General features: G+C 71.0%; 10 protein-coding genes and 1 pseudogene. 8 read left to right on the top strand and 3 right to left on the bottom strand.

Features of this window, described 5'->3' with window-relative positions; translation table 11 throughout:
• From D7V88_RS45260 to lipB, 7 genes and pseudogenes are all read left to right on the top strand, one after another.
• Positions 1-893: pseudogene (locus D7V88_RS45260) on the top strand (penicillin-binding protein 1C); the annotation flags it as partial.
• A 245-nt stretch (positions 894-1,138) separates the two neighbouring features.
• Positions 1,139-2,137 (top strand): SpoIID/LytB domain-containing protein, encoded by a 999-nt coding sequence (locus D7V88_RS30415; protein WP_158625184.1) that lies wholly within the window; start codon positions 1,139-1,141, stop codon positions 2,135-2,137.
• Positions 2,138-2,347: 210 nt separating this feature from the next.
• A complete protein-coding gene (locus tag D7V88_RS30410) occupies positions 2,348-3,721 on the top strand; it encodes an OmpA family protein (RefSeq protein ID WP_120544125.1) in 1,374 nt (457 codons plus the stop codon).
• A gap of 287 nt (positions 3,722-4,008) precedes the next feature.
• Positions 4,009-4,938 carry a lipoyl synthase gene (lipA, locus tag D7V88_RS30405; RefSeq protein ID WP_120544124.1) on the top strand — a complete coding sequence of 310 codons (930 nt, stop codon included), beginning with the start codon at positions 4,009-4,011 and terminating at the stop codon, positions 4,936-4,938.
• Between the two features lie 41 nt (positions 4,939-4,979).
• Complete coding sequence (locus D7V88_RS30400; protein ID WP_120544123.1) at positions 4,980-6,245, top strand: dihydrolipoamide acetyltransferase family protein; 1,266 nt, start codon at positions 4,980-4,982, stop codon at positions 6,243-6,245.
• Positions 6,246-6,341: 96 nt separating this feature from the next.
• The gene (locus D7V88_RS30395; RefSeq protein ID WP_120544122.1) at positions 6,342-8,090 is read left to right on the top strand and encodes a ClpX C4-type zinc finger protein; all 1,749 of its coding nucleotides are present in this window, start codon (positions 6,342-6,344) and stop codon (positions 8,088-8,090) included.
• Positions 8,087-9,181, top strand: coding sequence for a lipoyl(octanoyl) transferase LipB (lipB, locus tag D7V88_RS30390; protein WP_120544121.1), 1,095 nt, complete (start codon positions 8,087-8,089; stop codon positions 9,179-9,181). The genes D7V88_RS30395 and lipB overlap by 4 nt, the downstream gene beginning before the upstream one ends.
• On the opposite strand, the gene D7V88_RS30385 is transcribed toward lipB, so the two are convergent.
• The 3 genes from D7V88_RS30385 to D7V88_RS30375 all read right to left on the bottom strand — a co-directional run bounded on the left by D7V88_RS30385 (position 9,171) and on the right by D7V88_RS30375 (position 12,034).
• Complete coding sequence (locus tag D7V88_RS30385; RefSeq protein WP_120544120.1) at positions 9,171-9,977, bottom strand: MBL fold metallo-hydrolase; 807 nt, start codon at positions 9,975-9,977, stop codon at positions 9,171-9,173. The genes lipB and D7V88_RS30385 overlap by 11 nt on opposite strands.
• Positions 9,978-10,011: 34 nt before the next feature.
• A complete protein-coding gene (gene ribA, locus D7V88_RS30380) occupies positions 10,012-10,686 on the bottom strand; it encodes a GTP cyclohydrolase II (RefSeq protein WP_120544119.1) in 675 nt (224 codons plus the stop codon).
• A gap of 124 nt (positions 10,687-10,810) precedes the next feature.
• Positions 10,811-12,034, bottom strand: coding sequence for a molybdopterin molybdotransferase MoeA (locus D7V88_RS30375; RefSeq protein WP_120544118.1), 1,224 nt, complete (start codon positions 12,032-12,034; stop codon positions 10,811-10,813).
• 195 nt (positions 12,035-12,229) lie between these two features.
• Between D7V88_RS30375 and D7V88_RS30370 the strand changes: the two genes are divergently transcribed.
• Positions 12,230-13,630, top strand: coding sequence for a protease inhibitor I42 family protein (locus D7V88_RS30370; protein WP_120544117.1), 1,401 nt, complete (start codon positions 12,230-12,232; stop codon positions 13,628-13,630).
• Positions 13,631-13,676: the final 46 nt, after the last annotated feature.

Raw genomic sequence — 13,676 nt, 5'->3', positions numbered from 1 at the left:
GTGGGGTGGTGGGGCCGTTGAAGGAGGTGCGCACGGCGTTCGGTCCGGATGGCGCGCCGCTGCGGATTCCGGTGGAGATGCCGGAGCACCGGTTCCTGGCGGCGCAGCCGGTGGAGCTGCTCACCGACGTGCTGGCGGACGAGGCGGCGCGGGCACCGGCCTTCGGCTTGGACAATGCGCTGCGCCTGTCGTTCCGCGTGGCGGCGAAGACGGGGACGAGCCGGGCGCACGTGGACAACTGGGCGGCGGGCTTCACGCGGGAGCGCACGGTGGCCGTGTGGGTGGGCAACTTCGATGGCACGCCGATGCGGGGTGTGTCTGGCATCACCGGCGCGGGCCCGGTGTTCGCGCGGGTGATGTCGCTGGCGATGCGAGGCGTGCGCGCCGCGCCGCTGGTGGACCGGAGCCACTTTGAGTCCGCGGCCATCTGTGCGTTGTCCGGCGAGCGGGCGGGGCCGAACTGCCCGGGCCTGCTGAAGGAGGTCTACCTGCCGGGCACGGCGCCTCGCCACGACTGCACGATGCACCGGAGCGACGGCGCGCTGGACGTGGGCCCGGCGTACCTCGCGTGGGCGCAGGCGGAAGGGCTCGCCTCGGCGTCGGTGAGCGCGGAGGGCCGGCCGGGCAGCCGGGCCGGGTTCATCCTGCCGGCGGACGGGGACGAGTTCCTGGTGGAGCCGCAACTGCCCGAGGGTGCGCAGGCGGTGCCGGTGCGGGTGATGGCACCTCCGGGGGCGAAGATGCTGGAGCTGCGCACGGAGGATGGGCGCCGCATTGAATTGCCGCCCCCGTTCGTCACGCGCCTGCCCGCGGTGGCGGGGGAGCGCAGGTTGGAGCTGTGGGCACCCGGAGGCTCCGAGCCGTTGGCCGTGACGCGGTATCGCGTTCGATGAACGCGGTGCGCGCGGTCGTGCTGCTCGCCGCGATGGTGGCGGGCACCGCGCCCGGTGTTGCGTCAGCGCTGCCTGCTTCCGATGCGCAGGTGGATCGCCGTCGTGAAGCGACGCCCGGAATGGTTCCTGCTTCCGACACGCGTGGGACTCGCGGTCGTGCAGCGCCGCCCTCAGCGGCTCCTGTTTCCGACACGCGTGGGACTCGCCGTCGTGAAGCGAAGCCCTCAGGGGCTCCTGAACCGCGCGTGGAGGTGCGGATCCTCTCGAAGCACCGGCCCGCGCGACTGCGCCTGGACGGCCCCCGTTCGCTGGAGGTCGTGGCCTCGCGTGACGTGCTGCTCGTGGAAGGGCGCGCGGTGCCCCAGCCCCTGCGGCTGGAGGCCGGACGGTGGCGGGTCCGGGGCAGCGGCCTGGATCGGCGCTACGAGGGCTCGCTGTCCCTGGAAGCCCGTGCGGGGGAGCTGATCCCCATCGCCACCTTCGCGTTGGAGACCTACGTCGCGGCGGTCACCGCGAGCGAGACGGAAGTCGACACGCCGTTCGAAGCGCTCCGCGCCCAGGCCATCACCGCGCGCAGCTATGCGCTCGCGTCGGGCAGGCGGCATGAGGAGGCCCAGGCGTGTGATCTCACCCACTGCCAGGTCTTGCGCGGCGAAGGCTTCGCACGTCACCTGGGCCGCTCTCGTGACGCCGCCCGTTCGACCGAAGGCGTCGTGCTGCGCCTGCCCGACGGTTCCATCGCCCTTGCGCCGTTCCACGGAAGCTGTGGGGGACACACCGCCGAACCCGTGGCGGTGTTCGGGGCTCCGGACCTCAGCGGCGCCGCCGCCATGCCGGATCGCTGCCCGCCCTCCGCCTGGAGCGCGGTCGTGTCGCGCGCCCTGGTGACGGCCGCCGCCACCGAGGCCCTGGGCGGCCCCGTGCAGGCCGCGGATCTGCTCCTGGACCGCGACTCCAGCGGCGCGGTGGTGCGGGTGGTGGACCGCGCTTCGGGGCGCGCCGCCCGGGGTGATGCCTTCTTCCGCGCGCTCGGGGCACGCGCCGGTTGGGACCGGATCCGCAGTGCCCGTTTCTCCCTCGCGTTCGGTGGAGACCGGGTGTTGTTTGAAGGCCAGGGACACGGCCACGGTGTTGGCCTGTGCCAGGCCGGCGCGGCCCTGCTCGCCCGGCAGGGCCAGACCGCGGAACAGTTGCTCGCGCACTACTTCCCGCGCGCCCTTCTCTGGAACCCGAAGGACAAGTGAACCCGGGGGCCGGAAAGGGCCCGGGTTCGCAGTCGACCGCGCGGGAGACGTGCCTTCAGGGGGCATCCTCTCCGTCCCCCCTGCGAGGGGTTATCAGCACCCCCTTTGCTCCGTATCGATTGCACAGAGCCCTCAGCCCCGCGCAGTCCGGCGGGGCGTGGCCTCGCGCACCGGCCATCCCGGTGCGGGACCCAACCGGGGAGGCATCACATGGCGTTCAACCTGATCGAAGCGGTCGGCTCACAGTTCATGAAGAAGGGATTGCTCCAGAAGATCAGCGGGTCCTTGGGAGAGGATCCGCAGGCGACCACCAAGGTGCTGCCGGGCGCCATCGCCGCGGTGGCGGCGGGCGTCGTGGACCAGGGCAGCAACGAAGCGGGCGCGCACCGACTGCTGTCGAAGCTCAACGAAGGCGGCTTCACCGGACCCGACGCGCCTCCGCAGCCCGAGGGGATCGGGGAGGGGCTCCTCGATGAGGAGGAGCGCGGGAAGGGGATGTTGAACGGGCTGTTCGGCAACAAGCTCAGCGGCGTCGCCGACGGTCTCTCGCGCTTCGGTGGGATGCGCAACTCCGGTTCGGCGATGAAGCTGCTCTCCCTGGCCGCGCCCATGTTGATGGGCGTCCTGGGCAAGCAGGTGCGGGATCAGCGCATGGGCGCGTCCGGGCTGATGCAGTTGCTGAACGGCCAGCGCTCCAACATCAGCGCCGCGCTGCCGGCCGGCGTGGGCAGCCTGATGGGCTTCGGGGGCGGCACGCGTCACGCGGTCGCGGAGGTCATCGAACCCCACCGCGAAACCGTGACGCAGGTGCGGGAGACGACCCCCGTCCGCGAAGCCGTCCCCCGCCAGACCATCACCCGTCCCCCGGAGAAGAAGAAGAGCATCGCCGGGTGGGCCGTCCCCCTGGCCCTGCTGGCCCTGGTCGCGCTCGCCTGGGGCGCCCTGCGCGGACGCAGGAACGAACCCGCCCGGGCTCCGGTAGCGACACGCACCACGCCTGCGCCCCGCGTGGAGGATCGCGTCGCCCAGGCGCCGCAGCCCGCGCAGCCGACGCCGCAGCCCGCGCCGGCCCCCCCGCCCGCGGTCCCGCCGCAGGCCGAGGAGCAGACCCCGCCCGCGACGGGGGGCTCCGGCACGGAGGAAGGCACGGAGGAGGGCACGGGCGGTTCGGGCATGGAGAAGACGCGCGTGAGCGACGCCACCGGGCTGCGTGAGGCCTTCGAGAGCAAGAACGCGGAGTCCCAGGGCTTCGTGCTGGAAGGCGTGGAGTTCCAGACCGGGTCGGCGCGGCTCACCGCGAAGGGCGAGCAGATGGTGACGGAGCTGGGCAACGTGCTGAAGGAGAAGCCCGACGCGCGCGTGCGCATCAAGGGCTTCACCGACTCCAGCGGCAACGCTGCCACCAACCAGCGCCTGTCGCAGTCGCGCGCGGACAGCGTGAGCAAGGCCCTGGTGAGCGACGGCGTGTCCGCCAACAGCATCGAGACCAGCGGCGAGGGCGACGCGGATCCCATCGCCCCCAATGACACCCCCGAGGGCCGTGTGCAGAACCGCCGCATCGAGGTGCAGGTGCTCAAGCAGTAGTCCCCCTGACGCACGCGTTCCCGGCGGCGTACGGTCTTCTTGAGGAAGGCCGTACGCCGCTGTCTTTCGGCGCCCTGCTCATGGGACGCATCAGGGGGGCAGGAGGGCAGGGAAGCGCCCCCGTCGCCAGGCCGTCCCGGAAGGCGCGCCGGCCGTGACTGGCCGCATCCTGTCCACCGCGTTACATCCCCCAGGGGCTCCACTTCTGTCAGGCTGCCGCTAACGCCTCGCGTTAGGGCTTCACGCTTGACCCTGCTTTCACCCACCCTCTAGAAGGCCCGCGACCCATGGCGACTCCCGATCGGTTTCCCCTCCCACAGGTCTCCGAATCCACCCGCAAGCCCGAGTGGTTGAAGGTGCGTCTGCCGCACGGGGAGGGGTACGAGCGGGTCAAGGCCATCGTGAAGCGCACGAAGCTGGCCACGGTGTGCGAAGAGGCCCGCTGCCCGAACATCGCCGAGTGCTGGGGCGGAGGCACCGCCACGGTGATGTTGATGGGCGAGGTGTGCACGCGCGCCTGCCGCTTCTGCCACGTGAAGGTCGGGGCGCCCCCGCCGCTGGATCCGATGGAGCCCATCCATCTGGCGCAGGCGGTGAAGGAGATGAACCTCGAATACATCGTCGTCACGTCGGTGAACCGCGACGACCGTCCGGACGGGGGCGCCAGCCACTTCGCGTCCGCCATCCGTGAGCTGCGCAAGGAGAGCCCGCGCACCATCGTCGAGGTCCTCATCCCCGACTTCAAGGGCAAGCAGGAGGACCTGATCACCGTGGCGGAGGCGAAGCCGCACGTGGTGGCGCACAACGTGGAGACGGTGGAGCGCCTGACGCCGACGGTGCGCGATCGCCGCGCCACCTACCGCCAGTCCCTGCGCGTGCTGGAGTTCCTCAAGAACCGCCCGGAGCGGCTCTACACCAAGACGTCGGTGATGGTGGGCCTGGGCGAAACGGACGAGGAGCTGGAGCGCACGTTCAAGGATCTGCGCGATGTGGGCGTGGATGTGCTCACGCTGGGCCAGTACCTGCAGCCGTCGCAGTACCACCTTCGCGTGGAGCGCTTCGTGACGCCCGCGCAGTTCGACGCGTACAAGGCGCTGGCGGAGTCCTTCGGATTCCTCTACGTGGCCTCTGGGCCGCTGGTTCGCTCCAGCTACCGCGCCGCCGAGTTCTTCATGAAGGGCCTGATGGAGCGCGAGCGCGTGGAGCGCCTGGGCTGACCTGACGCACCCTTCCCCAACACAGAGAGACACACCCCCTCATGGCGACTTTCGAATTCAAGCTCCCGGACCTCGGCGAAGGCGTGATGGAGGGCGAGCTTGTGAAGTGGCACGTCAAGGAGGGCGACCTGGTGAAGGAAGACCAGGTGCTCGCCGAGGTGATGACCGACAAGGCCACCGTGACGGTGCCCAGCCCGCGTTCGGGCCGCGTCGTGAAGACGCACGGTCGTGAAGGCGACATGGCCAAGGTGCACCAGTTGCTGGTGACGCTGGAGACCGAAGGCGGTGCCCCCGTGGCGGACGCCCCGGCCCATGGCGCTCCGGCGGCCGTGAGCGCTCCTGCTGCTTCGGCGCCCGCGCAGGCCCAGGCGGCGTCCCAGGCCCAGGCCTCCAAGGTGTTGGCCACGCCCGTCACCCGCCGCATGGCGCGTGAGCACGGCCTGGACCTGGCGGACATCTCCGGCAGCGGCCCGCAGGGTCGGGTGACGAAGGCGGACGTGGTGGCGGCGCTGGAAGGTGGCGGCGCGCCGAAGAAGAACGAGGTGACGGCGCCCGCGCCGCAGGCCGCGCGTCCGGCGACGCCGCTTTCGACGGGGCGGGGCGACGAGCGCATCGCGCTGCGCGGGCTGCGCAAGAAGATCGCGGAGAAGATGGTGCGCTCGAAGTTCACGATGCCGCACTTCGCCTTCGTGGAGGAGGTGGACGCCACGGACCTGGTGGCCCTGCGCGCGCGGCTCAACAGCCAGTTGGCGGCGGCAGGTGACGGCACGAAGCTCACCTACCTGCCGTTCATCGTGAAGGCGACCATCGCGGCGATGAAGAAGTTCCCGCACCTCAACGCGAACTTCGACGAGGCGTCGCAGGAACTGGTGGTGCGCGGCGAGTACAACATCGGCATCGCGGTGGCCACGCCGGACGGCCTCACGGTGGCGGTGGTGCGCAACGCGGATCAACTGACCCTGGGCGAGCTGGCGAAGGAAATTTCCCGCCTGAGCGCCGCGGCGCGCGACCGCAAGCTGAAGATGGAGGAGCTGACGGGCGGCACCTTCACCATCACCTCGCTGGGGCAGAGCGGCGGGCTGTTCGCCACGCCCATCCTCAACCACCCCGAGGTGGGCATCATGGGCGTTCACAAGCTGAAGAAGCGCCCGGCGGTGAAGAACGATCAGGTGGTCATCCGGGACATGATGAACCTGTCGCTGTCCTGCGATCACCGCGTCATCGACGGTGACGTGGCGGCGAGCTTCGTCTACGAGGTCATCAAGTATCTGGAGGCACCGGACCTGCTGTTCCTCGCGATGGCGTGAGGACGTGCGTCGCGGTGCTCGCCCGGCCGCCCTGACTCCGGGGGGCGGTGGGCGCGGGGGGACTTCCGGACATGTATTCCAAGGCGGGCATCCGCGATGGCCGACAATCCCCGTGAGTTGATCCGCGCCGCCCAGGCCGCTGAGCTTCAGGGAGACATGACGCGCGCGGCGGACTGCCTGGAGCAGGCCGCGGCGCTCTACCAGAAGTCCGGACACACCTCGCGCGCCTCGCAGTTGCTCCGGCAGGCGCGCCAGTTGAAGACCCGGTCTCCGGACGTGAGCCCCGCCTTCGCCGCGGCGATGGCGGGTGGGAAGGACGCCGTGGTGTTCCGTTCCCTGTCCTCGATGACCTGGAGCGACGCCGCGTCCGCCGCGTTCAACGACAAGGCCGACGCCGGAGACCCCCTGGAGGCCGTGGGCCCGCCGGGTTCGTCCGAGCGCGAGGCAACGGGCGGGGCCGGAGCGCAGCGGTCCTCCGGGCGCCATGTGGCTGTCGGTGCCGGGGACCTGTCGTCGCTGGCCGGGGAGCAGGTGGCTCCCGAGTCCGAGGGCCTGCCGCATCCCTCCGCGCAGGCTGTGTCCAGCGCGTCGGCGGGGCTTCCGCCGATCTCCGAACGGATCGCGGCGGTCATGCTCGAAGCCCCGTCGCGCGCGTCCAGGACCGATGCGGACACCGCCACCGCGGGCCCTGCGCGCTCCTCCGAAGGCGCTGCGTCCGCCCAGCTCGCGGAGGCGCTCCGCCGCTCCGACCATGTCGACTCCGCCCAGTCTCCAGGTCCCCAAGGAACGGCCGAGCACGATGACCCCATCCAACCCGGAGGCCTGCTGGGCGCTCCCGAGGATGACGACGTCATCGTCCCCGGTGGCCTCCTGCGCCCGCCGGACGAGGACGATGCCCCGGAGCCCGCGAGGCCCGCGCACGGACGCCGGCGCGAGAAGCGCCTCATCGAACGGGGGCCCACCCGCGCGGATCCGGCGCTGGATGCGTGGTGCTCGTTCTGCTGCCGGCCTCGCGGAGAAATCGGCGACCTGGTGGCGGGTCCCGCAGGCGCGTTCATCTGCAAGAGCTGCTTGGGTGAGTCGCAGGGACTCCTGGGCGACGTCGCCGCTCCGCCGCGCGCGCGCAAGCCGGTGGAAGAGGTGTCCGCGGAAGGCGTGGACATGCTGGGCCACGACGACGTGCGGACCCTGTTGGAGCGCACGCTCCAGGCGGGCGCGCGCTGCATGCTGCTCGTGGGGCCGGAGGGCTGCGGCAAGAGCCTCTTCTTCCAGGCGGTGCAGCGACGGGGCCAGGGCGTGCTCACGTCGGTGGAGGCGCTGGAGTCCGCCTTGGGCGCGGACGTCCTGCTGGTGGAGGACGTGGACCGGCTGGAGTCCGGGGCCCTGGCCGCGCTGGGCGCCTTCATCGCGAGCCACCCGGAGCGCGCGGTGGTGATGAGCGCGCGGGGCGCGGTGTCGTCGCTCGGCCTGTGGGTGCGAGGGGAGGGTGGCAGCCTGCCCGTGCCCACCACCGCGGGGCTCTCCGAGGCGGTGCAGGGCGCCGTCCCGGTGTCGCTGCTGGAGCGCGTGCAGGTGCTGTTGCCGGTACGCCGTCCGACGGTGCCGGAGTTGGTGGAGGTGGCCCGGCGCTCGCTGGCCCTGCGCCGCCCGGGGGTGTCCCTGTCGGAGGAGGTGCTGGGCGCCTTCGCGGCCGAGGCGGTCCGCTCGCCCCGCGCGGGCCATGAGCTGCGCGCCCTGCTGTCGCGCGTGTACGCGGGCACATGGAGCCTGGAAGCCGCGCAGACGCCCGCGCCGTCCACCCCCCCGCCGCACTCCAGCCGGGGGGGCCGGAAGGGAGCGCCATGAGCACGCTCACCGTCTTCCGCCTGGGTCGGGTGGAGTACGAAGACGGGCTGAAGCTGATGCACCTGTTCGGCGAGGCCCGCATGCAGGGCCTCGTCGGGGACACGCTGCTGCTCTTGGAGCACCCGCCCGTCCTGACGCTGGGCCGCGCGGCGAAGCGCGAGAACATCACCGCCACCGACGCGCGCCTCGCGGAGGAGGGCGTGGAGGTGTTCGACACCAACCGGGGCGGCGACGTCACCTACCACGGGCCAGGGCAGGTGGTGGGCTACCCCATCCTCCTGCTCCCGCCCGAGCGCCAGGACGTGCGGCGCTACGTGCGCGACGTGGAGCGGGGCCTCATCCAGACGCTCGCGGGCTTCGGCCTCACCGCGGGGCCCATCCCCAAGTGGCCCGGCGTGTGGCTGGGCCAGGAGGGTTCGCCGGACGCGCGGAAGATTGGCGCCATTGGCGTGCACCTGTCGAAGTGGCTCACCACGCACGGCTTCGCGCTCAACGTGAACACCCGGCTGGAGCACTTCCAGCTCATCGTCCCGTGCGGCATCCGCGAGGCGGGCGTCACGTCCATGCAGCGCGAGCTGGGCCACGCCGTGTCCGTGCCGGAAGTGGAGGAGGCGCTCGCCCGCGAGTTCAGCCAGGTGTTCGACGCCCGGCGCGTGGACGCCACGGTGGCCCTGCGCACGGTGAGCGTCGCGGTGGTGAAGGGCCAGGGCCCGGAGGCGCGCGTGCTGCTCCTGAAGCGGACACCGGAGCGCGGCGGCTTCTGGCAGACCGTGACGGGCCGGCTGGAGCCCGGAGAATCACCCCTGGACGCGGCCCGCCGCGAGCTGGTGGAGGAGACGGGCCTCACCGGCGAGCCCGAGGACCTGCGCTACCGCCATGCGTTCGCGCTGGGAGACGCGCTGCCTCCGAAGCTCGTGGAGGAGAACGGCTTCGCGGTGCACGTCGCGCCAGACGCCCCGGTGCGCCTGGGCCCGGAGCATGAGGCCTTCGAGTGGGTGGACGTGCCCACGGCCCTGCAACGGCTGCCCTTCCGGGGCCTGCGCGAGACGGTGGCGCGGGCCCTGGAAGCGCGGCGTCCGACTACAGCTTGAGCACCATCGCTTCCTTCGCGGCGATGGCCTCCGGGCGCTGCTTGCGCACCTGCCGCACCAGCTTGTCCATGGCCGCGTCGTCGCGACCCGGATCATGGTGGAAGAGCACAAGCTGCTTCACGTCGCTGGCGTCGGCCGCCTTCACCGCGGCCTCCCAGGTGGAGTGACCCCAGCCCGTGCGGCCCCGGTACTCATCCTCCGTGTACATGGAGTCGTAGATGAGCGCGTCCGCGCCGCGAGCGAAGTCGAACAGGCCCGCGTCCAGCGCGGTGCCGTGCTCCACGTCCGTGGCGTACACCAGCGAGCGTCCGCCGAAGTCCACGCGGTAGCCCACGTTGCCGCCAGGGTGGTTCAGCTCCAGCGTGCGCACCGTGGCCTTCCCCACCGGGATGTCCTTGCCCACGATGACGTCCCGGTACTCCAGGCGCGTGCGGAACACGTCCTCCGCCGTCACCGGGAAGTAGGGGTGCACCATCTGCCCGGCCAATATCTGCTTCAGCGACTTCCCATCGCGCGGCGACCCGTGGAGCGTCACGTCGTTCGCGGGCGAGAACATCGGCGCGAAGAACGGCAGGCCCTGCAGGTGGTCGTAGTGGTAGTGCGAGATGAAGATGTTGGCCTTGATGGGCTTGCGCGTCGCCGCCAGCGCATCCCCCAGGCCGCGTGCTCCCGAGCCCAGGTCGAAGATGAGCAGCTCGTCGCCACAGCGGACCTCCACGCACGGCGTGTTGCCGCCGTAGCGCTTCGTCTGCGGGCCGGGCGAGGGGATGGAACCGCGCACCCCCCAGAACCGCACCTCGAAGCGCGCGGTGCTCCGCCGGGCCGGGCGCTTAGCCGGCCTTGGCTTCGGTGTCGTCGTCCTCCGCGAAGAGCTCAATCAGGTGCCCCGTACGCTCACGCTTCGTCTTCAAATAGTCGACGTTATGCGGATTGTGCTCGGTCCGGGAAGGGATTCGGCGTCGGACCGCCACTCCTTCTTCCACCAGCCCCGCGATCTTCAACGGATTGTTGGTGATCAGGTCCACCGACTGCACCCCCAGCGAGCGCAGCATCTCCGCCGCCACGTCGTAGGAGCGCAAATCGTCAGCGAAGCCGAGCTGCCGGTTGGCCTCGTAGGTGTCCAGCCCCTTGGACTGGAGGGCATAGGCCTTGATTTTGTTGCCCAGGCCAATGCCCCGGCCCTCCTGGCGCAGGTAGAGCACCACGCCCAGGCCATTCTGGGTGACGAAGTCCAACGCCCGGTCCAACTGCTCGCGGCAGTCGCACTTGAGGCTGCCGAAGACTTCGCTCGTCAGGCACTCGGAGTGGATGCGCACCGGGACGCCGTCCAGGCCCGCCGGCTCCCCCACCACCAACGCCACGTGCTCCCGCCCGTTGCGCTTGTCGCGGAACACGATGGTCTTCAGCACGCCCCGGGTCGTGGGCACATCCGCCTCCGAATACCGCTCCAGATGCTGGGTCGGCTTTCGGGTCGGCAGGACCTGGGGTGGGCGAGTGTCGGACATGGTGGGTCTTCTCCCAGTGGAGGAGCGTTTCTTCTCGCTCCCCCGGATGCAAGTCAAGGCGTCACCCCCCATGGGTGGGGTGGCACCTCACGCGTATAGACGTGGTTCCCGGCTCCCGTGTTTCTCAGGCCACCCACGACAGGGGGAGCAGCTCGACATGGGAGCCATCAGTCAGACTGCTGATCTCCCGGGGGAAGTGCAGCAGGTGGGTGGCTGCGGACGCTGAACGCAGGACACCCGACGTTTGCGTCCCGAGGGGCTTCGCCCACAGCTCGCCTGCCCGCCAGCTCACCGTGACGCGGACGAAGTGGGCCAGGCCCGGGGGTTTGGACAGGCGGCCGTCCAGGCGCCCGGCCACCCGGAGGGGTTCCACGTCCTCCAGGCCCAGGAGCCGGCGCAGGGCGGGGCGGACGAAGAGTTCGAAGGTGACCAGCGAGGAGGTCGGGTTGCCGGGCAGTCCGAAGAAGAGCGTCGGGCCCCGCTGGCCCACCACCAGCGGCTTGCCGGGCTTGATGGCCACGCGCCAGAAGTGCTGCTCGACGCCCAGGGCCTCCAGGGCCTCCTTCACGAAGTCGTGGTCGCCCACGGACACGCCCGCGCTGGTGAGGACCACGTCGAAGCCGTCCGTGCGCGCCAGGGCCTGCTGGACGGCCTCCCGCGTGTCCTTCGCGATGCCCAGCAGCGTGGGCAGGCCCCCCGCGCGCCGCACCGCCAGGGCCAGCGCCGGGGCGTTGGTGTCCACGATGCGGCCTTCGGGCGGTTCGTCCGCCCGGCACAGCTCGTCGCCGGTGGACAGCACCGCCACGCGAGGCCGGCGGGGCACGGGCACGGAGCTCATCCCCTGGGCCCACAGCAGCCCCAGCTCCGGGATGCCCAGCGGGGTGCCGCGCTTGAGCAGCACGTCGCCCTCGCGCGCGTCCTCGCCCCGGGGGCGGATGAAGTTGCCCGGCCCCACGGCCTCCAGGATCTCCACGCTGTCGGGCGCCTCGGAGCGGGTGCGCTCGCGCATCACCACCGCGTCCGCTCCCTGGGGAAGGGGGGCTCCGGTCATGATCCGCGCGCAGGTGCCGGGCGTGACGGCCCGCGTGGGCAGCTTCCCCGCGAACACCGTCTCCCCGACGGAGAGCCGCACGGGCAGCGGACTGGAAAGATCCGCTGAGCGCACCGCGTAGCCATCCATCGCGGAGTTGTCCCAGGGGGGCAGGGTGCGGCGGGCCAGCACGTCCTCGGCCAGGGCCCGGCCCAGGGCGTCATCGCCGGGCACCCACTCGGTGGGAAGGGTCGCGCAGCGCTCGAGGATCCGCGCGCGGGCCTCCTCCACCGGCAGCAAAGCGGGGACGTCACTCATGCCTTGATCTATAACGGCACGAGGGCCTTCCAAGGACGTTTTCGCAACCAAAGTCCGAGGGAAAATCAAGTGTTAGTTTGACAGCCCAACTGATCACCGTTACAAGCAACCGTGATCGCGAGGCTCGCGTCCAACAGCAGGGGCGTCCCGCCAACCCGTTGATAGCACACGGGAATTCTCAAGGAGACAGCGTCGATGGCCAAGCCCAAGTCCGGGGCGAAGAAGCCGACTCCCGCTGCAAAAGCCGGTGCGAAGCCTGCCGCGAAGAAGGACAACGCGTCCCGGCTGGATTTGATCCGGAATGCCTCGAAGAAGGTGGCGACGGCCGCGACGAAGGTCGTCAAGGCGGTGGCCGAAGGGGCGAAGGGGAAGGTCGCGGCGGTGAAGAAGGCGGCAGCGGAGAAGCCTGAAAAGGCGCCCGCGGCGGCCAAGGGGAAGGCGGCGGCCAAGACGGCTGCTCCAGCTCCCGCCGCCGCCAAATCCGCCAAGTCCGCGGCCCCTCCTGCCGCGAAGGCCGCGCCTGCCGCGGCCGGGAAGAAGGCGACGGGCAAGGCCGGGTCCAAGGCCCAGCCGTCCGTTCCCTCTGGTCCCCCCGTGGAGAAGCCGCGTCCGCGCGCGACGAAGCTCCCTCCGGTGGGCGAGCCGCTCACGAAGCGCGAGATGGAGCAGTTGCTGACCGCCGGCGAGGGCCGCGGCGTGATGGGGGAGGGCAGCCTCAAGGGCCGGCTCATCCTCAGCGGCGAGCTGCCCCACCTGGTGGTGGTGGGCCGTGACAAGCGCGAGCTGACGTTCCTGCTCCAGGGACCGGATCAGGAAGTCCTCCCGGCCTACGTGGACCACAAGGTCTCCGTGAGCGGGATGATCCGCAAGACGACCAACCACAGCGGCGTGGTGGAGGTGCGCAAGTACTCCGCCAAGAAGCCCGAGGTGGAAGAGCCCACGCCGCCGCCGTCGGACTCCGAGCCGAAGCTGCGCTACCTGTCGCCCGGCGAGGTCTCCATGGCCGTCGCCGCCGGCATGGGCGCGGGCATCAAGGGCTTCGCCAGCATCCGGGGCAACCTGGAGATGATGGGCGACGACTTCGTGCTCGTCGTGTCCAATGGGGGCACGCGCCAGCAGGTGTCGTTCGCCATCGAAGGCAAGGCGGCCGTCAAGAGCCTGCGCAAGCACGTGGGGCAGACGCTCCAGGTAACGGGCGTGGTGGACAAGTCCTCCGGCTGGGGCGGTCGCATCACGGCGGAGAACGTGGAGCCGCGTCCGTCCGAGGCGCGCTCGGTGTCGCGCGACGAGATGGAGCTCGTGCACATCGAGGGCGAAGTGCCCACGTCCGTGGACGTGAAGCTCAACCACGGCCTCACGGTGCGCCTGCAGGAGCAGCCCGGCGCGTTCTGGGCCATTGAACCGACGCTGGCCAAGCGCGTGGGTCTGCGCGAAGCCAACTTCGAGCCGGGTCCCAACGGCAGCCCCGCCACCCGCGAATTCTTCTTCACCCCTCGCAACCCCGGCAGCTTCGAGATGGAGTTCTTCCTCGCCAAGGCGTTCACGCCGGGCGTGGTGGAGCGCTCCTTCAAGATCAACGTCACGGTCAGGCCCTGAGGGTCTGGGCGCACGGGCCCTCCCTGGACCGCAAGGTCTCCCGGGG

This window comes from Corallococcus terminator, from assembly GCF_003611635.1.
GTDB classification, from domain to species: domain Bacteria; phylum Myxococcota; class Myxococcia; order Myxococcales; family Myxococcaceae; genus Corallococcus; species Corallococcus terminator.
The sequence above is the reverse complement of the archived record's forward strand: the minus strand, read 5'-3'. Positions and strand labels throughout refer to the sequence as shown.

Bases quoted from the DNA above. Each gene is read 5' to 3' on its own strand.
- ribA (WP_120544119.1), bottom strand. From the start codon at position 10,686: ATGTCCGACACTCGCCCACCCCAGGTCCTGCCGACCCGAAAGCCGACC.
- lipB (WP_120544121.1), top strand. From the start codon at position 8,087: ATGAGCACGCTCACCGTCTTCCGCCTGGGTCGGGTGGAGTACGAAGAC.
- D7V88_RS30400 (WP_120544123.1), top strand. From the start codon at position 4,980: ATGGCGACTTTCGAATTCAAGCTCCCGGACCTCGGCGAAGGCGTGATG.
- D7V88_RS30410 (WP_120544125.1), top strand. From the start codon at position 2,348: ATGGCGTTCAACCTGATCGAAGCGGTCGGCTCACAGTTCATGAAGAAG.
- D7V88_RS30375 (WP_120544118.1), bottom strand. From the start codon at position 12,034: ATGAGTGACGTCCCCGCTTTGCTGCCGGTGGAGGAGGCCCGCGCGCGG.
- lipA (WP_120544124.1), top strand. From the start codon at position 4,009: ATGGCGACTCCCGATCGGTTTCCCCTCCCACAGGTCTCCGAATCCACC.
- D7V88_RS30395 (WP_120544122.1), top strand. From the start codon at position 6,342: ATGGCCGACAATCCCCGTGAGTTGATCCGCGCCGCCCAGGCCGCTGAG.
- D7V88_RS30370 (WP_120544117.1), top strand. From the start codon at position 12,230: ATGGCCAAGCCCAAGTCCGGGGCGAAGAAGCCGACTCCCGCTGCAAAA.